The organism is Pseudomonas sp. CC6-YY-74 (genome assembly GCF_002025205.1).
GTDB lineage: Bacteria > Pseudomonadota > Gammaproteobacteria > Pseudomonadales > Pseudomonadaceae > Aquipseudomonas > Aquipseudomonas paeninsulae.
In genome coordinates this window covers 1,511,303-1,527,519 of record NZ_CP019947.1, presented here as the reverse complement: position 1 = coordinate 1,527,519, position 16,217 = coordinate 1,511,303, and the positions used below count along the sequence as shown (strand labels likewise).

Genomic DNA, 16,217 nt, shown 5'->3' with positions numbered 1-16,217 from the left:
TAAATGTACATAACGTATCTTTGGAGGATGACACCATGAAAACGATACTGAGTATGACGGCACTGGCCGCACTGATGATGGGCGCTGCCGTGACTACGGTACAGGCCGAAGGTGGCAGTGGCCGGCTGATGGACTACCGCCTGGAGCAACAGGCAGTGGTGAATAATCGCACCAGCCAGGACTCCACTGAGCGCTTTGCTCAGATGATCAAGGAACAGCCCACTGCCGCGGGTAGTGCGCGCGAGCAGCAGGAGCGCATCGAACAGTCGGAGCCCAGCTTCAAGTCGCCTATCCATAGGGACAGAGCGCTCTACGGCAGCCCCCATTGAGGGCATGTACTTTGCCGTCTGAAACAGGGGGGCGATGCCAACAAAGCCGGCATTACCCATCCCTCGGCACAGGGACGTGCCAACCAATCGCCGAGACGTAAACCGTTGAAAAGCTCCTACTACCTTGCCGCGTACTCTTGCCCCTGGCGCTGGAGGCCCACCCCATGTGGTCTTTTCTCCCAGGTTGGTTGAGCAAGGTTCCACAGGTGACGACCCGTCGAAAGCGCGGGTCAGTAGCCTGCTGCTGATGGCGTGGTTCGTCGAAGCCAGGGTCCTCATACCGGTGGTCATCTGTAGCGGGGGCACGTTATGCCAGGTTACGCGGCGCCTGACTCGACTACGGCTGCTGGGTCGGCCCATAGCAGGCCTCCGACTCCACTCCGCCAAATGTGGACACCACGCTCAAGACTTTACCGGCCGCCATCTGTGTATGCGGCTATTGCCAAAATCGACCGCGAACAGCGTACCGTCGCCGGCTACGGCAACCGCGATGGCATGTGCGCTTTCTCCTGCGAAAAAATCGTGCAACCAAGGCGGCCATCCGAACGATGAACTGCTCCCTGCACGAACAGCGTAGTCCTTGGAGCCGACGCCAGGGTCAAGCCCTGCTTGCGCTACGCGCCAAATCACCAGCGCCGAGGTGCACGGCCCAGGCCAGAGCGATAGCCGGCACCAGCAACCATTGCAGCAGTGGCGAGACTCCGAGCGGAAGAAAGGGCGTCAGCGGCATCCATTCGGAATAGGCCCAGCTCATCTGCACGGCCGTATTGAACCACTCGCTGAACGCCGTATAGGCGAGGCCGAAGCTGACCGAGACAGCCCCAAGCCGTCGCCAGCGCCAACGCGCAAGCGGACCGGCACGCGTGGCGACCAGCGCGGCCAACAGGGCCAGGATACCGATCAGCATGTCCCCCAGCGTGCAGCTGGTTCAGGGCTGAACGCCCTGGGCCTGGTTCAGGGCCTGAACCCAGCTGTCGACGGAAATGGGTAAATAGCCGGTGATCTCCAGCGTGCGATCTTCGAACACATCCTCACCTGGATGCGCCTCCTGCCACGCTGCGATCACCTGATCGCGGTGCTCGATCAACGCCTGGATATGGGGTCGGAATAGCTGCAACAGTGCAGTCAGCCACAGATTGGCCGGCCAGGATGGATGGGCATGATCAATGCAAAACGTCGGCAACAGCTGTTTCACCGCTGCGGCGGGATACCAGGTCTCGCCCGTCACCCAGCGATTGCAAGCGAACAGCCCTATCGGCTGGCCCCAAGCATCCATGGACACGGCAATCAGATGGGCGATGGCCTCATCGCCGCTCGGCCAGGGTTCACTCCCCGCTGGCGCCGACAGCGGTTGCAACGCGCTGGGGATGCCCTCCCCACGGATGAACGTATGGAAATGCCCGTGCTCCAGGCCACCTTCACGGTGAGCGTGGTAGTAGTACTGGGCTTGGCTATCACGGTCGTACACATCGCCATCAGGGTAATGATTCATCTCGTAGAAGCCGTCATGGCCCTTGAGCAATTCGCCGACCACATTGAGACCGGCCTTGCTCAAGGCTCGCTGACAGCGGCGAACTTCTTCTGCCGCAGCCAGTTGTGCTGTTCGTTCTGCCGCACTCAACCGCTCGGCATGCGGCTGCTCGATCGCACAATCGGGCAGTGCGGTATCGAAAGCGGGAAGTTGGGCGTTCATGGCGGGATCTCGAAAAAGGACCGGAGCGGAGGAGCAGCCGCCCCAGTCAAGGCACGTTTATTACTTGGCGGCGCAGGGCGCGCACTTGGCAGCGCAAGGGTTCTTGGCTGCACAGGGATTTTTTGCGGCGCAGGGGTTCTTGGCGGCGCAGGGGTTGGCCGCGCAGGGATTGGGTTTGAAGCTCGCCTGCAGACTTGCCGTATAGGCAACCAGCGCCGCCAGCTCTTTCGACTCCCAGCCCAGGGCCTTGGATGCCATGGGTGCGACCATGCAGATCTGGATCATCTCGTCGAGAAACACCTGGGACATGCCGAACTGATTCTTCGCCATGGCCACCTCATGGGGGTATGCCTTGGCAAAACTGGCCTGGAACAGATTGCCGCCCTGGTGGCAGGTAGCGCAAGACAGGCCGTTGCTGCTCAGGCTGGGATCTTTGTAGAGCTTTTCACCATAGGTCTTCAGCTCGGCCTGGGCGCCTTGATAGGGCTTGTAGTTGGCCGGGCGCTTGACTGACTTGAGCGCACAAGGGTTCATTTTGGCTGCGCAAGGGTTGGCGGCGCAGGGGTTACTGCCTGCACAAGGATTCTTCGCCGCACAGGGGTTTTTAGCCGCGCAGGGATTCTTCGCTGCACATGGATTCAAGCTGCTGGGTGCGCACTTGCCCGCACATGGGCTGCAGGGGTTGACGGCCATGGCCGGGCCTGAAAGCGCCATGGCCAGCACCGTCGCCGACACCATGCTGGCAAGGGGGCGATAACAGTGTGCAGTGGGAAGGTCGGGGCATATGTGGCGCATGGTTATTTCCTCAATCCACGGTTAGCAACGGTACGTTGTGCACTTACCTATGGGCACCGGGTATTGAGTTGGTCTGCGCCCTTCGACAATAGCGGCAAAAACCGAGTCATTCCCGAACCAGGCGCCATAAGCCATGGATCTGTCCCACAGATGGCACCTACTTGTGTTCACCCAACAAAACTAAGAAGCGAATCGGCCGATTTTGTTACAGAGAGAGTCTCTCCAATTAGGCGATGACTATGCCACCACACCTGCCGCAGCTCATCGACGGCATGCAGCAAGCAGCCGATGGCTGCCGCGACGGCCGGGCAGATCAGCCAGCGCCTTTGCCAGTATGAGCGGTTCCTCCGCGGGAACCGCTCCTCAGCAAAATGCAATGCTCCGCAGGCGTCTCAGTCAAGTGACTACTGGCTCTTGGCGGCACAAGGGTTCTTGGCTGCGCAAGGACTTTTTGCGGCGCAAGGGTTCGCGGCACAAGGACTCTTGGCGGCACAGGGGTTCTTCGCCGCGCATGGATTTGCCGCACAGGGATTCGCCGCACAGGGATTCATGGCCGCAGGTGCACACTTGGCAGCACAGGGCGAACAAGGATTTACGGCCAGCACCGGCCCTGCCAACGCCATGCTTAGAGCACCCGCACACAGCATGGCGGCCAGGGGACGGCGAGCGACGGCGTTGGCTTTGTTTTTCAGTTGCTGAGTCATGTCAGTTCCTCAAATTTTTGTATGGAGTGTCGAATCGTATGGGCAGGGAACTTCGATGTTGCTCCACCCTGGGAATGCGAACGCCGGATGCCCCCTTTGTTTACGGGCAAGCACCGTTCGCTTAACTCAGATGCAGGGAGCGATGTTTTGTTACAAGCTCGCCCTGGATCAGCACACTCCCACGTGCTGTTACGCACTGAGCTCGGCTACTTCCCGCCCCTGGGGCAAAAGACATGGAGCTGTGACGTGGGTTGCGTGCGCTCATATCCAGGCCGGCCATGACAACTGCGTTGTAACAATGCACTCTGGCAGGCCTCTACTTAACAACATGGGTTACCTGCAATGCGCACTTGCAGGCCATCGAGGGAGAAATAGATGGATGAACAGGAACTGATCATCCGGCTGCGCCAGGGTGACAAGGGCGCCCTGGAGTCGGTGATCAAACTGCACCATGCCTTCCTGGTTGCCATGGCCACCCCGCTGGTGGGCAATGACCTCGCCAATGATGTTGCACAGGAAACCTGGCTGAAGGCTTTCGCCGCGATTGGCAAATTCGAAGGGCGCTCAAAACTGCGCACCTGGCTCGCCCGTATCGCTATCAACGAAGCGCATGCCATCCGCCGCAAAACAGGCCGTGAGGTGTCCCTCGATAGCTGGGGCAGCGATAGCGGATCGCCCATAGGCGCGCGTTTCAACGAGCAAGGCGCGTGGGATACACCGCCCACTCAGTGGCACCATGAAACGCCAGACGAGCTTCTGACTGAAGCTGAACTCTACGAGTGTATTCACAAACATCTGCAAAAGCTGCCTGAAGACCAGCAAAGCGTGGTGATGATGCGTGAGCTTGGCGGGCTGGACTATGGCGAGATAGCCCGGGCGCTTAATCTGGCGGAGGGCAATATCCGCGTATTACTGCACCGCGGCCGGCAACGCATGCATGCCATGCTTAATCATTTCGAGGAGGTAGGAACATGCTGACCTGCCGTGAGATGTCCGAACTCGGCTCCGACATCATTGAGGGTGATCTGCGCTTAAGCACTCGCTGGGCAGTGTTCATGCATCTGAAAATGTGTTCGCGCTGCTCGCTGTACATCAAACAGCTGAAACTCACCTCCGACGTACTGCAACAACTGCCGCTAAACGCAGAAGCGGTTGATAGCGCGGCCATTCTGGAAAAACTGCAAGAGCGGGATAAATAGCAGAACTGGCCAGCGCTGTAACAAAAACGCGAGCAGATTCTCATAAAGGTACAGCCTCAACGAGGGGCAGACCTGAATGTCACCTGAGTAAAGCCCGGTTATGCCAGTCAAGTCGACTATCAGGGTTTCAATCAGGATCAGGCCGAGTTTGACAGCGATCTGGCCGTTCTCTCGGACGTGCCGCACGAGCAATATGACACTTGGAGTCGCGACCGGCGTCTGGCATTTCTGATCAATGCCTATAACGCCTTTACCGTAAAGCTTGTCACCGAGAATTACCCGCTAGAGTCGATCAAGGAAATTGGCGGCGTGTTCGGCAGCCCCTGGACTCAAGCATTCATCCCACTGTTCGGGCAAACGTTGACGCTCAATCAGATCGAGCATTCGATGATCCGCGAACCCGGCGTATTCGACGAATCACGCATCCACTTCGCGGTTAACTGTGCCGCCATAGGCTGCCCGGCCCTGCGCAGCGAAGCCTACGTTGCCAGCGAACTCGATGCGCAGTTGCAGGACAGCCAGCGGCGCTTCCTCATTGATCGCATCCGCATCCGCATCCGCAACCGTTTCGATGCAGCTGCCGGCCATTTCCGAGTCTCGAAGATTTTCGATTGGCGCGCCGACGATTTCGCCAAGCAGAGCGCCTCGCTGCAAGCCTATCTGCAAAGACAGGCGACCTGGCTAGCAGCCGCAGAGCATCTGGAGCAGGCCCAGAGCACAAGCGACGTGGAGTTCCTCGACTACGACTGGTCACTCAACCAAGCCCATTGACCCGGAGAGCACCCGATGACAGACAAGACGGCTTTGGTACTCGCTGGCGGCGGCAGCCTGGGGGCCGTGCAGGTCGGCATGCTGCAGGCGTTGATAGCGGCAGACGTTGCGATCGACCTGGTGGTGGGGGCATCGGTAGGCGCCATCAACGGTGCCCATTTCGCCTGCAATCCGAGCGCCAAAGGCGTTGCCGAGCTGGCCGAGATCTGGTGCGCGTTGGGCAAGCAGGACATTTTTCCCTTTTCCCTACTGGGCGCGACCAAGGCCCTGCTGCTGCGGCGCGGATACATCCTCGACAACGCAGGCCTGCGTCGGATGATTCTGTCGGCACTGCCCATCAGTCGCCTGGAGGACTGCGAGCTGCCCCTGCATGTGGTCACCACCGATTTGCTCAGCGGTGCCGAGGTGTTGCAGTCGCAGGGCGACATCCTCCAGGCGTTGCTGGCCAGCGCCGCCATTCCCCTGGTCTACCCACCGATTGCAATCGACGGACACTTGCTGATGGATGGCGGCGTAGCCAGCAATACCCCGATCGCCAGTGCCGTGGCGCTGGGCGCGAGGCGCATTGTGGTCCTGCCCACCGGTTTTGGCTGTGCCTGCAAGGCTCCGCCCAAGGGGTTCGTGGCGCTGGCCCTGCATACCCTCAACCTGATGAGCATGCGCCAGCTGGTACGCGACATTGAGCTGTATGCCCCGCACGCCCATATCCATGTCGCTGCGCCTCTATGCCCCTTGGGCGTTTCGGTATTCGATTTCACCCAGACGCGCAGCCTGATCGAACGCGCCAAGCTGCATGCCCAGACCTGGCTGGATAGCGGCGGGCTCGAACAAACGGGTGTTCCCGACTCCCTGCGCGCGCACTCGCACGCCGACATGATCCCTGGAGAGATGCCATGAGCGCATTCGTGGCTGGGCAGGCGGTTGGGCTATATGGCCGAAGCGGCCGACGAAACGAAGTCTTGCTATTGGCATCCGCCAGATTCATCCCAACCGTCGATCCACCTGTACTGGATGCCACGTCATGGTGTGCGAAGGCCTTACGCTGCGCGAGCGCTCCATACGCTGAAGGTTATCTAATTGGTACGCGGTGCCAACCTGGCTGACGGGGACCAAGTCCTTGGCCAACGGGTCGCCAGCAACGAGGAAGCAAATTTCTGACGGCAATAGCTTGGGCTTGGTTGCCTGGAGCCTGATAGACCTCGCGCCTGAAATCAGCGCGAGCAGCTCAAGCCGCAAAACAAGCCGACGTGGAGACTAAGGTGCGGACGGGCATACTCCAGAAACAACAAGGCCCCGAAATACGGGGCCTTGGTACATCTATATGGTGGAGGGCTAGGGATTCGAACCCTAGAAACGCTACTAACGTTCGCCGGTTTTCAAGACCGGTGCATTCAACCGCTCTGCCAACCCTCCAGATTTTTTCTACATCCTTACAAGGTGCAACACCGATCATCCTTAGATAAGAACTCTAGGACAGCATCCCATCGGCGGTTTTCAAGACCGCTGACTTAAACCACTCGGCCACGCTTCCAAAATTTTCTACAGCCATGGGGCAGGGCCGTTTTTTACATTGCTCAATCACGCCTTGGCTTGACTGAGGGCGGCAATCTTACCGGAACGCAACACACTGTCAAACTCTAAAGGTTGGCAGTGCCTACCGCTCTGTTATGATCCCCACAAGCCTGATCACGGATCTACTAATTTTTACAGGAGTGCCGCCATGCGCGAACAAGATTACACACTCAGTCACACGCAGGTTGAGCAGCTGGAAGTCAGCCGCGTCCTGCGCAATACATATGGCCTGCTGGCCATCACCCTGGCCTTCAGCGGCTTGGTCGCCTTTATGGCGCAGCGCGCCAATGTGCCTTACCCCAACTTTTTCGTGGTGCTGATCGGCTTCTACGGCCTGTTCTTCCTCACCGCTAAACTGCGTGACTCGTCCTGGGGCCTGCTCTCCACCCTCGCCCTGACCGGCTTCATGGGTTACACCCTGGGGCCGATCCTCAATCGCTACCTGGGCATGGCCAACGGCGCCGAAGTGGTCAGCTCGGCATTCACCATGACCGCGCTGGTGTTCTGTGGTCTGTCCGCCTATGTACTGATTTCGCGCAAGGATATGAGCTTCCTCAGCGGCTTCATCACTGCTGGCTTCTTTGTCCTGATCGGCGCCATGGTGGCAGGGTTCTTCTTCCAGATCAGCGGCCTGCAACTGGCGATTAGCGCCGGTTTCGTGCTGTTTTCCTCGGCCTGCATCCTGTACCAGACCAGCGCCATCATCCACGGTGGTGAACGCAACTACATCATGGCGACCATTAGCCTGTATGTATCGATCTACAACCTGTTCCTCAGCCTGCTGCAGATCATGGGCATCATGGGCAGCGACGACTGATCCTCGAGTCGCGCCCGAGGCCCGCTTCGGCGGGCTTTTTCATGCCTGCGGCGAGCATCTTGCGCGCTCACGCTTTATCATTGGGGCAGATTTCCCTGCCGGCTTCTATATGAAATTCGCCATCGCCCTCTTCGCCCCGCCGCATGCGCCCTCCTCCCGGCGCGCCCTGCGTTTTGTTCAGGCTGCCCTGGCCGGCGGCCATCAGATCGTGCGGCTGTTCTTTTATCAGGACGCGGTGCACAACGCTTCGAGCAATGTGGTCAGCGCGCAGGATGAGCTGGATATCCCTGCTGAATGGCGCGAACTGGTACGCCAGCAGCAGCTCGATGGCGTTGTATGCATTGCCGCAGCGCTACGCCGCGGCATCCTCAATGAGCAGGAAGCGCAACGCTACGAGCGCGGTGCCGGCAATCTGGATGCTCCCTGGGAACTTTCCGGGCTGGGCCAACTGCATGAAGCGGCGCAAACGGCCGATCGCCTGGTGTGTTTCGGAGGGCCTTGAAATGAGCAAATCCTTGCTGATCATCAACCGTCAGTCGCCCTGGTCCGGCCCTAGCGCCCGCGAAGCGCTGGATATTGCCCTGGCTGGCGGCGCGTTCGACTTACCCCTCGGCATGCTGTTTCTCGACGATGGGGTGTTCCAGCTGGCGGCAGCGCAACGGCCTGCAACCCTGCAGCAGAAAGACCTGGGCGCCAACCTGCAGGCGTTACCGCTGTTCGGCGTCGAAGCGCTGTATGCCTCGGCGCGCAGCCTGCAAGAGCGCGGACTGGAGCAACAGACGCTGACGCTGGCGACCGAGGTGCTGGATGATGCCGCCCTGATTGCGCTTATCGACCGTTACGACCAGGTGATCACCCTCTGATGGCTACGTTGCATGTTTTGTCCCACTCACCGTTCAGCGACAGTCGTCTGAGCAGCTGTCTGCGCCTGCTGGGTCCTGCCGACGGTCTGTTGCTGTGCGGCGACGCGGTATACGCCCTGCAACCCGGCACCGCCCAGCACCAGGCCCTGGAGCTGATGCCCGTCGGGATCGGCCTGTTCGCCCTCGACGAAGACCTCTGCGCGCGCGCCCTCGCCGCGCCGGCGCGGATTCAGGTGGTCGACTACCCGGGGTTCGTCGAGCTCAGCTGCCGCTTCGACAAGGTAAACAGCTGGCTATGAGGCATTTGATCGTTAGCGGCCGGCGCATCGAGCTGGACAAGGACGGTTATCTGGTGGCTCTGGCCGACTGGTCGGAACCAGTGGCCGAGGCTCTGGCGCAGCAGGAACAATTGACCCTGAGTGCCGAACATTGGCAGATTCTGCAATTGCTGCGGGCCTTCTACGCCGAGTTCCAGCTGGCGCCAGCCAACCGGCCACTGATCAAATACATGGCGCTCAAGCTAGGCCCGGAAAAGGGCAACAGCCTGCACCTCAACCTCCTGTTCAAAGGCGCTCCCGCCAAACTCGCCGCCAAGCTGGCGGGCCTGCCCAAACCGACGAATTGCCTATGAACCTTGTCACCCCTGCGGAACACCCCTTTGCCCAATTCGTGCGCATCCTCGGTAAGGGCAAGCGCGGCGCGCGCAACCTGACCCGAGAAGAAGCCCGTGAAGCCATGGGTATGTTGCTCGACGGCAAGGCCGAGGACACCCAACTCGGTGCCTTCCTGATGCTGCTCAGGCACAAAGAGGAAAGCGCCGAGGAGATGGCCGGCTTTGCCGAAGCGGTGCGCGAGCGCTTGCAGGCGCCGGCCATTGCGGTCGACCTGGACTGGCCCAGCTATGCCGGCAAGAAGCGTCACTTGCCTTGGTTCCTCCTCGCCGCCAAGGCCCTGGCCAACAGCGGCGTGCGCATCCTCCTGCATGGCGGCGGCGCGCACACCGCCGGGCGCTTGTATAGCGAGCAAGTAATCGAGCTTCTGCAGATTCCACTGTGCCGCAGCTGGGGTGAGGTGGAGCATGCCTTGCTGGAACAACAACTGGCATTTATCCCGCTGGGCGACTGGATGCCGCAACTGCAACGGATGATCGACCTGCGCAACATCCTCGGTCTGCGCTCGCCGATCCACTCACTGACGCGCATTCTCAATCCGCTAGCGGCGCGCTGCGGCTTGCAGAGCATCTTTCATCCCGGTTACCAGGCGGTACACCGCGAGGCGAGCCAGTTGCTCGGCGACACTGCGCTGGTGATCAAGGGTGACGGTGGCGAGGTGGAAATCAACCCGGACGCCACCAGCCATCTCTACGGCACGGCCAACGGCGTGAACTGGGACGAAGACTGGCCGCCGTTGTCGGCGCAGCGCCACGTCAAGCCCGCGTCGCTGCAACCGGAGCACCTGCAGGCCTTCTGGCGCGGCGAAGTCGAAGACGCTTACGGCCGACTCGCGGTATTGAGCAGCATGGCCATGGCCCTGCGTGGCCTGGGCATGCCACGCGAAGAGGCGTTCAAGCAGGCGCAGCAGCGCTGGGACGCACGAAACATATCGAGCTAGTCGATTTTTAGAGGCAGCTTTTTCTACCTTTCAATCGAACCGATGCCGTTAGACTGAACCCATGAGCCGTAACGCTAAAGGAGTCGGGTAATGGGTTTGTTAATTGAAGGAAGCTGGCATGACCAGTGGTACGACACTGCCGCTGACGGCCGCTTCAAGCGCGAGCATGCCCAGCGGCATAACTGGATCACCGCCGACGGCAGCCCTGGGCCAAGCGGCAAAGGTGGCTTCAAGGCGCAGGCCGGTCGCTATCACTTGTATGTTTCCCTCGCCTGCCCCTGGGCCCAGCGCACCCTGATCCTGCGTCAGCTCAAGGGTTTGCAGGATCTGGTCGATGTCTCGGTGGTCAGCTGGCTGATGCTCGACGATGGCTGGACCTTCGACCCGGCCCATGGCTCCACGGGTGATAGCCTGGACGGTCAGCGTTTCCTGCATCAGCGCTACACCGCCGATGATGCCAACTACAGTGGCCGGGTGACCGTGCCGTTGTTGTGGGACAAACAGCAACAGTGCATCGTCAGCAATGAGTCGGCGGAAATCATCCGCATGTTCAACTCGGCGTTCGACGGGCTGACGGGCAATTCCCTGGATTTCTATCCCGAAGCACTGCGCGGCGAGATCGACGCACTCAATCACCGTATCTATCCAGCGGTCAACAATGGGGTGTACCGCGCCGGTTTCGCCACCACCCAGGCTGCCTACGAGGAAGCCTTCGGCGAGCTGTTCGACGAACTGGATTGGCTGGATGCACATCTCGGTGGGCACCGTTACCTGGCTGGCGAATACCTCAGCGAAGCCGATTGGCGCCTGTTCACCACCCTGGTTCGCTTCGATGCGGTGTACTACGGGCACTTCAAGTGCAACCTGCGGCGCATCGAGGACTACCCGAACCTGTCCAACTGGCTACGCGAGCTGTACCAGTGGCCCGGGGTGGCGGCAACGGTGGATTTCGAACACATCAAGAACCATTACTACGCCAGCCATCGCACCATCAACCCGACCGGCATAGTGCCCAAGGGGCCGGCGCTGGAGCTTGCCCGCGGGCATGATCGCCAGCGGTTACCGGGCAAGGGCATTTGGCCAACGTCGTAGCGCTTTAGCTTTTGCAAGCGAGTGCACTGACACGCCTGTAGCCGTGGTAAGCAAGGGTGGGTTAGCGGCGCCAACTGCCGAGCGATCAGTCGCCGCCATTGTGGCGCGATGTGTAACCCGCACTAGATAGCCCCGTTGCACCGATGGTGGGTTACGCCGCAAGGGGGCTGCGGGCGGGTCAACATGCGCCTAACCCACTCTTCAACAGGCCGTGGAACTGCAGGTTCATATTTGTCGACTCATTCGCTTCAAACCTCGCTCTGAGCACCTTCGAACCAGGCCAGCTTTTCGCGCAGCTGCACCACTTCACCGACGATGACCAGGGTCGGTGCGTGGACCTGATGCTGGGCGACCAATTCCGGCAGGTTCGCCAGGGTGCCGGTGAAGACCCGCTGGTTGCGCGTAGTGCCCTGCTGGATCAACGCCGCGGGGGTGTTGGCGGCACGACCATGGGCGATCAATTGCTGGCAAATCAGCGGTAAGCCGACCAGCCCCATGTAGAACACCAGAGTCTGGCTGGGCACCGAAAGCTCTGCCCAGGGCAAGTCGCAGCTGCCGTCCTTGAGGTGGCCGGTGACGAAGCGTACCGACTGCGCGTGATCGCGATGGGTCAGCGGAATCCCCGCATAAGCTGCGCAGCCACTGGCCGCGGTGATGCCCGGTACCACCTGGAAGGGAATACCGTGGGCCGCCAGCTCCTCGATCTCCTCGCCGCCCCTGCCGAAGATGAAAGGGTCGCCGCCTTTCAGGCGTAAAACCCGTTTGCCCTCTTTGGCCAGGCTGACCAGCTGCTGATTGATCTGATCCTGCGGTACGGCATGCTCGGCGCGCTGCTTGCCGACATAGATGCGCTCGGCATCGCGACGGCACAGCTCGATGATCGCCGGTGCGACCAGGCGGTCGTAGAGCACCACATCGGCTTGCTGCATCAGGCGCAAGGCGCGAAACGTCAGCAGGTCAGGATCGCCGGGGCCAGCACCGACCAGATAGACCTCACCCAGGGTGCGTGGCGCGGCGCCGGCGATTTTCTCTTCGAGCAGGCGCTCGCCCTCATGCAGTTTCCCGGCGAATACGCTCTCGGCAATTTGCCCCTGGAATACGTCTTCCCAGAACACCCGGCGTTGCTGCACATCAGGAAACAGGCCCTTGACCCGGTTGCGAAACTTCTTCGCCAAACCGGCCAGTTGACCATAGGTCGCTGGAATCCAGGTTTCGATCTTGGCCCGGATCAACCGCGCCAACACCGGCGCATCGCCGCCACTGGTGACGGCGACGATCAACGGCGAGCGGTCGACGATAGCCGGGAAGATCACGCTGCACAGTTTCGGTGCATCGACGACATTGACCGGAATCCCCAGTGCCTGGGCCTGGGCGGATATTTGCGCATTCAGCGGTTCATCGTCGGTGGCAGCGATGATCAGCACCACGCCGCTCAGGTCCTCGGCCTGGTAGTTGCGCAGCAGCACCTCGCCAGCCCCGAGGCTGACCAGCGTGCAAAGTTCGTCGCGCACTTCGGGCGCCACAACCCGCAGCCTGGCGCCGGCATCGGCGAGCAAGCGCGATTTACGCAGGGCGACTTCACCGCCACCGACCACCAGTACCAGGCGATCCTGCAATTTGTGGAACAGCGGGAGAAAGTCCATGAGTATGATCCAGGCGATGACAATGGCGAGGCACACGCCTGGCCCGTAGGGTGGGCTTCAGTCCACCAGAATTGCCTGCAGAAGTGGGTTTTAAACCCCACCCTGCAAGATGTACTCCTGCGCGTTAACCGATGACTTCAACGCCGCCCATATAGGGTTTGAGCACCTCAGGCACACGAATACTGCCGTCGGCCTGCTGGTAATTCTCCAGCACCGCCACCAAGGTGCGGCCCACCGCCAGGCCGGAGCCGTTGAGGGTGTGCAGCAGCTCCGGCTTGCCGGTTTCCGGGTTGCGATAACGAGCCTGCATACGCCGCGCCTGGAAGTCGCCGCAATTGGAGCAGGAGGAAATCTCGCGGTACTTGTCCTGGCTCGGCACCCAGACTTCCAGATCGTAGGTCTTGGTCGCGCTGAAGCCCATGTCACCGGTGCACAGCGCTAGCACGCGGTACGGCAGCTCGAGCAGTTGCAACACCTTTTCGGCATTGCCGGTGAGTTCTTCCAGGGCCTGGTAGGAGGTGCTCGGCTCGACGATCTGCACCATCTCGACCTTGTCGAACTGATGCTGACGGATCATGCCACGGGTGTCGCGTCCGGACGCGCCGGCTTCGCTGCGGAAACAGGGGGTGTGGGCAACCAACTTCAGCGGCAATTGCTTGGCCTCGAGAATCTCGCCCGCGACTATATTGGTCAGCGACACCTCGGCAGTTGGAATCAGGTACAGATCGGCTTCGTTTTCGCGGCTGATCTTGAACAGGTCTTCTTCGAATTTGGGTAACTGGCCGGTGCCCTGCAACGCTGGCGCTTGGACCAGATAAGGCGTGTAGGCCTCTTCATAGCCATGTTCGCCGGTGTGCAGATTGATCATGAACTGCGCCAGGGCGCGATGCAGGCGAGCGATCGGTCCACGCAACAGGGCGAAACGCGCACCGGACAGTTTGGCGGCGGTTTCGAAATCCAGCCAGCCGTACTTCTCGCCCAGGGCCACGTGATCCTGAATGGCGAAGTCGAAGACCTTGGGCGTGCCCCAGCGACGCACCTCGACGTTGCCCTCTTCATCCGCGCCTACCGGCACCGACTCGTGTGGCAGGTTGGGAATGTTCAGCAGCAGGCTATCCAGCTCGACCTGAATGGCATCCAGCTCCTGCTTGCCTTGCTCCAGTTCGCTGCCCATGCGATCGACATCCGCCAGCAGCGGCGCTATGTCTTCGCCGCGCTGCTTGGCCTGGCCGATGGCCTTGGAGCGACTGTTACGCTCGGCTTGCAACTGCTCCGTGCGGGTCTGTAGGGTCTTGCGCTGGGTTTCCAACGCTTCAAAACGCGCCACATCCAGTTGAAAACCGCGCGCAGCAAGGCGCTGAGCCACATCGTGGAGTTGGCTGCGCACCAGTTTGGAATCGAGCATGTCAGGTTCTCGTCGATCAGAGTTTGGTGAGTGATAGGCCTGCCCAGGTCGCGAGCAGGCCGCCCAACACGCTTAGCGCCAGATAGCCGAAGGCCATTGGCGCCTGGCCGCTTTCCAGCAGGCGCAAGGTGTCGAGGGAAAAGGATGAAAAGGTGGTGAAAGCGCCCAGAAAACCGACGATCAAGCCGGCGCGTAACTCCAGCGGTATTTCCGGGCGTAGCAGAAACAGTCCATACAGGTAACCGATCAGCAGGCAGCCAGCGATGTTTACCGCCAGGGTCGCTGTATAGAAATATTGCGGCCAGCTTGCGTTGATCCAGTTGGCCGTAGCAAAGCGCAATAAGGTTCCGCACGCCCCACCGACCGCCACCGCGAAAACGACTGCGATCATGGCTTTCTCCGCTTGCGCGGACTGAGCGCATCCTGGCTGGCCAGATGCGCGAGCTTGTCGCGAATTTTCTGCTCAAGGCCGCGCGGCACCGGTTGATAGTACTGACGCGCCGGCAGTTGCTCGGGGAAGTAATCTTCACCTGCGGCGTAGGCATCCGGCTCGTCATGGGCATAGCGGTATTCATCGCCATAGCCCAGCTCTTTCATCAACTTGGTCGGTGCGTTGCGCAGGTGCAGCGGTACTTCCAGGGAGCCATGTTCGGCAGCATCACGCATCGCCGCCTTGAACGCGCTATACACCGCGTTGCTTTTCGGCGCGCAGGCCAGGTATACGATGGCCTGGGCGACGGCCAGCTCGCCTTCGGGGCTGCCCAGGCGCTCTTGCACATCCCAGGCATTGAGGCACAGCGTCAATGCCCGTGGGTCGGCATTGCCAATGTCTTCGCTGGCCATGCGCACGACCCGGCGAGCAATGTACAGCGGGTCGCAGCCGCCATCGAGCATGCGCGCGAACCAGTACAGCGCGCCATCCGGACTGGAGCCACGCACAGACTTGTGCAGCGCGGAAATCTGGTCGTAGAACGCTTCGCCGCCCTTATCGAAGCGTCTACGGCTGTCGCCGAGTAGGTCCAGCAACAACTCGGTGCTGATGGCGCCGCCATCCTCGACCAGATCCGCAGCGTTTTCCAGGAAGTTCAGCAAGCGCCTGCCATCGCCATCGGCGGCGGCCAGAAGAATCTTGAAACTTTCCTCCGGCAGGCTGAGTTGCCGCTCGCCAAGGCCTTTGGGGTCGGTCAGGGCGCGACTCGCCAGCTTGTGCAGCGCCGTTTCGTCCAGGCTTTTGAGGACATAAACACGCGCCCGCGAAAGCAGCGCGTTGTTCAGTTCGAACGAGGGGTTTTCGGTAGTGGCACCGATGAAGATCAGGGTGCCGTCTTCCACATAGGGCAGAAAGGCATCCTGCTGCGACTTGTTGAAGCGATGCACCTCGTCGACGAACAGGATGGTCCGACGGCCATATTGGGCGGCATGCTGTTGCGCCACTTCGACCGCCTGGCGGATCTCCTTGACCCCGGAGAGCACCGCCGAAATCGTCTCGAAATGCGCATCGGTGACCTGGGCGAGCAAGCGCGCCAGGGTGGTCTTGCCCACGCCCGGCGGCCCCCAGAAAATCATCGAGTGCAGCGCGCCCTGCTCCAGCGCTTCACGCAGCGGCTTGCCGCGCGCGAGCAGATGCTCCTGGCCGACGTACTCGTCCAGGCTGGCAGCACGCAAGCGCGCGGCCAGGGGTTGAGCGATGGGCGCATTTCGAAACAGATCCATGACGGCGGGC

General features: G+C 60.7%; 19 protein-coding genes and 1 tRNA gene. 12 read left to right on the top strand and 8 right to left on the bottom strand.

Features of this window, described 5'->3' with window-relative positions; all coding sequences use genetic code 11:
* Positions 1 to 35: 35 nt before the first annotated feature.
* Entirely contained in the window at positions 36 to 329 is a 294-nt protein-coding gene (locus B2D37_RS07105; protein WP_079202052.1) for a hypothetical protein, read from the top strand.
* Positions 330 to 927: 598 nt separating this feature from the next.
* Here the strand turns inward: B2D37_RS07105 and B2D37_RS07100 are convergent.
* From B2D37_RS07100 to B2D37_RS23410, 3 genes are read right to left on the bottom strand one after another with little or no spacing between them, the layout of a single operon-like run.
* Complete coding sequence (locus B2D37_RS07100) at positions 928 to 1,236, bottom strand: hypothetical protein (RefSeq protein ID WP_079202051.1); 309 nt, start codon at positions 1,234 to 1,236, stop codon at positions 928 to 930.
* Between the two features lie 21 nt (positions 1,237 to 1,257).
* Entirely contained in the window at positions 1,258 to 2,022 is a 765-nt protein-coding gene (locus B2D37_RS07095; RefSeq protein WP_218190375.1) for a hypothetical protein, read from the bottom strand.
* Positions 2,023 to 2,082: 60 nt separating this feature from the next.
* Positions 2,083 to 2,556, bottom strand: coding sequence for a c-type cytochrome (locus B2D37_RS23410; protein WP_218190374.1), 474 nt, complete (start codon positions 2,554 to 2,556; stop codon positions 2,083 to 2,085).
* Positions 2,557 to 3,896: 1,340 nt separating this feature from the next.
* On the opposite strand from B2D37_RS23410, the gene B2D37_RS07080 reads away from it, so the two are divergent.
* The 4 genes from B2D37_RS07080 (at position 3,897) to B2D37_RS07065 (ending at position 6,388) form a co-directional block, all read left to right on the top strand.
* Complete coding sequence (locus tag B2D37_RS07080) at positions 3,897 to 4,499, top strand: RNA polymerase sigma factor (RefSeq protein ID WP_079202049.1); 603 nt, start codon at positions 3,897 to 3,899, stop codon at positions 4,497 to 4,499.
* Positions 4,493 to 4,720, top strand: coding sequence for a hypothetical protein (locus B2D37_RS07075; protein ID WP_079202048.1), 228 nt, complete (start codon positions 4,493 to 4,495; stop codon positions 4,718 to 4,720). The genes B2D37_RS07080 and B2D37_RS07075 overlap by 7 nt, the downstream gene beginning before the upstream one ends.
* A gap of 177 nt (positions 4,721 to 4,897) precedes the next feature.
* Entirely contained in the window at positions 4,898 to 5,491 is a 594-nt protein-coding gene (locus tag B2D37_RS07070) for a DUF547 domain-containing protein (protein ID WP_177345189.1), read from the top strand.
* 15 nt (positions 5,492 to 5,506) lie between these two features.
* Positions 5,507 to 6,388 (top strand): patatin-like phospholipase family protein, encoded by an 882-nt coding sequence (locus B2D37_RS07065; RefSeq protein WP_079202046.1) that lies wholly within the window; start codon positions 5,507 to 5,509, stop codon positions 6,386 to 6,388.
* A gap of 425 nt (positions 6,389 to 6,813) precedes the next feature.
* On the opposite strand, the gene B2D37_RS07060 is transcribed toward B2D37_RS07065, so the two are convergent.
* Positions 6,814 to 6,904, bottom strand: a tRNA-Ser gene (locus tag B2D37_RS07060).
* A gap of 307 nt (positions 6,905 to 7,211) precedes the next feature.
* Between B2D37_RS07060 and B2D37_RS07055 the strand changes: the two genes are divergently transcribed.
* From B2D37_RS07055 to B2D37_RS07025, 7 genes are all read left to right on the top strand, one after another.
* Positions 7,212 to 7,880, top strand: coding sequence for a Bax inhibitor-1/YccA family protein (locus B2D37_RS07055; RefSeq protein WP_079202045.1), 669 nt, complete (start codon positions 7,212 to 7,214; stop codon positions 7,878 to 7,880).
* Between the two features lie 109 nt (positions 7,881 to 7,989).
* Positions 7,990 to 8,382, top strand: coding sequence for a sulfurtransferase complex subunit TusD (gene tusD, locus B2D37_RS07050; RefSeq protein WP_079202044.1), 393 nt, complete (start codon positions 7,990 to 7,992; stop codon positions 8,380 to 8,382).
* 1 nt (position 8,383) lies between these two features.
* Positions 8,384 to 8,743, top strand: coding sequence for a sulfurtransferase complex subunit TusC (gene tusC, locus B2D37_RS07045; protein ID WP_079202043.1), 360 nt, complete (start codon positions 8,384 to 8,386; stop codon positions 8,741 to 8,743).
* Entirely contained in the window at positions 8,743 to 9,042 is a 300-nt protein-coding gene (gene tusB / locus B2D37_RS07040; protein ID WP_079202042.1) for a sulfurtransferase complex subunit TusB, read from the top strand. The genes tusC and tusB overlap by 1 nt, the downstream gene beginning before the upstream one ends.
* Positions 9,039 to 9,374 (top strand): TusE/DsrC/DsvC family sulfur relay protein, encoded by a 336-nt coding sequence (locus B2D37_RS07035; RefSeq protein WP_079202041.1) that lies wholly within the window; start codon positions 9,039 to 9,041, stop codon positions 9,372 to 9,374. The genes tusB and B2D37_RS07035 overlap by 4 nt, the downstream gene beginning before the upstream one ends.
* Positions 9,371 to 10,354 carry a glycosyl transferase family protein gene (locus tag B2D37_RS07030; protein WP_079202040.1) on the top strand — a complete coding sequence of 328 codons (984 nt, stop codon included), beginning with the start codon at positions 9,371 to 9,373 and terminating at the stop codon, positions 10,352 to 10,354. Before B2D37_RS07035 ends, B2D37_RS07030 begins: the two co-directional genes overlap by 4 nt.
* Positions 10,355 to 10,444: 90 nt before the next feature.
* Positions 10,445 to 11,446, top strand: a complete 1,002-nt coding sequence (locus B2D37_RS07025) for a glutathione S-transferase family protein (protein ID WP_079202039.1) — start codon at positions 10,445 to 10,447, stop codon at positions 11,444 to 11,446.
* Between the two features lie 248 nt (positions 11,447 to 11,694).
* On the opposite strand, the gene cysG is transcribed toward B2D37_RS07025, so the two are convergent.
* From cysG to B2D37_RS07005, 4 genes are all read right to left on the bottom strand, one after another.
* Positions 11,695 to 13,089 (bottom strand): siroheme synthase CysG, encoded by a 1,395-nt coding sequence (gene cysG / locus B2D37_RS07020; RefSeq protein ID WP_079202038.1) that lies wholly within the window; start codon positions 13,087 to 13,089, stop codon positions 11,695 to 11,697.
* Between the two features lie 124 nt (positions 13,090 to 13,213).
* A complete protein-coding gene (gene serS / locus B2D37_RS07015) occupies positions 13,214 to 14,494 on the bottom strand; it encodes a serine--tRNA ligase (protein WP_079202037.1) in 1,281 nt (426 codons plus the stop codon).
* A gap of 16 nt (positions 14,495 to 14,510) precedes the next feature.
* The gene (crcB, locus tag B2D37_RS07010; protein ID WP_079202036.1) at positions 14,511 to 14,885 is read right to left on the bottom strand and encodes a fluoride efflux transporter CrcB; all 375 of its coding nucleotides are present in this window, start codon (positions 14,883 to 14,885) and stop codon (positions 14,511 to 14,513) included.
* A complete protein-coding gene (locus B2D37_RS07005; protein WP_079202035.1) occupies positions 14,882 to 16,207 on the bottom strand; it encodes a replication-associated recombination protein A in 1,326 nt (441 codons plus the stop codon). The genes crcB and B2D37_RS07005 overlap by 4 nt, the downstream gene beginning before the upstream one ends.
* Positions 16,208 to 16,217: the final 10 nt, after the last annotated feature.

Excerpts from the sequence above, each read along its gene's own strand:
- B2D37_RS07105 (WP_079202052.1), top strand. The coding sequence starts at position 36 with ATGAAAACGATACTGAGTATGACGGCACTGGCCGCACTGATGATGGGC.
- B2D37_RS07100 (WP_079202051.1), bottom strand. The coding sequence starts at position 1,236 with ATGCTGATCGGTATCCTGGCCCTGTTGGCCGCGCTGGTCGCCACGCGT.
- B2D37_RS07095 (WP_218190375.1), bottom strand. The coding sequence starts at position 2,022 with ATGAACGCCCAACTTCCCGCTTTCGATACCGCACTGCCCGATTGTGCG.
- B2D37_RS23410 (WP_218190374.1), bottom strand. The coding sequence starts at position 2,556 with ATGAACCCTTGTGCGCTCAAGTCAGTCAAGCGCCCGGCCAACTACAAG.
- B2D37_RS07080 (WP_079202049.1), top strand. The coding sequence starts at position 3,897 with ATGGATGAACAGGAACTGATCATCCGGCTGCGCCAGGGTGACAAGGGC.
- B2D37_RS07075 (WP_079202048.1), top strand. The coding sequence starts at position 4,493 with ATGCTGACCTGCCGTGAGATGTCCGAACTCGGCTCCGACATCATTGAG.
- B2D37_RS07065 (WP_079202046.1), top strand. The coding sequence starts at position 5,507 with ATGACAGACAAGACGGCTTTGGTACTCGCTGGCGGCGGCAGCCTGGGG.
- B2D37_RS07055 (WP_079202045.1), top strand. The coding sequence starts at position 7,212 with ATGCGCGAACAAGATTACACACTCAGTCACACGCAGGTTGAGCAGCTG.
- tusD (WP_079202044.1), top strand. The coding sequence starts at position 7,990 with ATGAAATTCGCCATCGCCCTCTTCGCCCCGCCGCATGCGCCCTCCTCC.
- tusC (WP_079202043.1), top strand. The coding sequence starts at position 8,384 with ATGAGCAAATCCTTGCTGATCATCAACCGTCAGTCGCCCTGGTCCGGC.
- tusB (WP_079202042.1), top strand. The coding sequence starts at position 8,743 with ATGGCTACGTTGCATGTTTTGTCCCACTCACCGTTCAGCGACAGTCGT.
- B2D37_RS07035 (WP_079202041.1), top strand. The coding sequence starts at position 9,039 with ATGAGGCATTTGATCGTTAGCGGCCGGCGCATCGAGCTGGACAAGGAC.
- B2D37_RS07030 (WP_079202040.1), top strand. The coding sequence starts at position 9,371 with ATGAACCTTGTCACCCCTGCGGAACACCCCTTTGCCCAATTCGTGCGC.
- B2D37_RS07025 (WP_079202039.1), top strand. The coding sequence starts at position 10,445 with ATGGGTTTGTTAATTGAAGGAAGCTGGCATGACCAGTGGTACGACACT.
- cysG (WP_079202038.1), bottom strand. The coding sequence starts at position 13,089 with ATGGACTTTCTCCCGCTGTTCCACAAATTGCAGGATCGCCTGGTACTG.
- serS (WP_079202037.1), bottom strand. The coding sequence starts at position 14,494 with ATGCTCGATTCCAAACTGGTGCGCAGCCAACTCCACGATGTGGCTCAG.
- crcB (WP_079202036.1), bottom strand. The coding sequence starts at position 14,885 with ATGATCGCAGTCGTTTTCGCGGTGGCGGTCGGTGGGGCGTGCGGAACC.
- B2D37_RS07005 (WP_079202035.1), bottom strand. The coding sequence starts at position 16,207 with ATGGATCTGTTTCGAAATGCGCCCATCGCTCAACCCCTGGCCGCGCGC.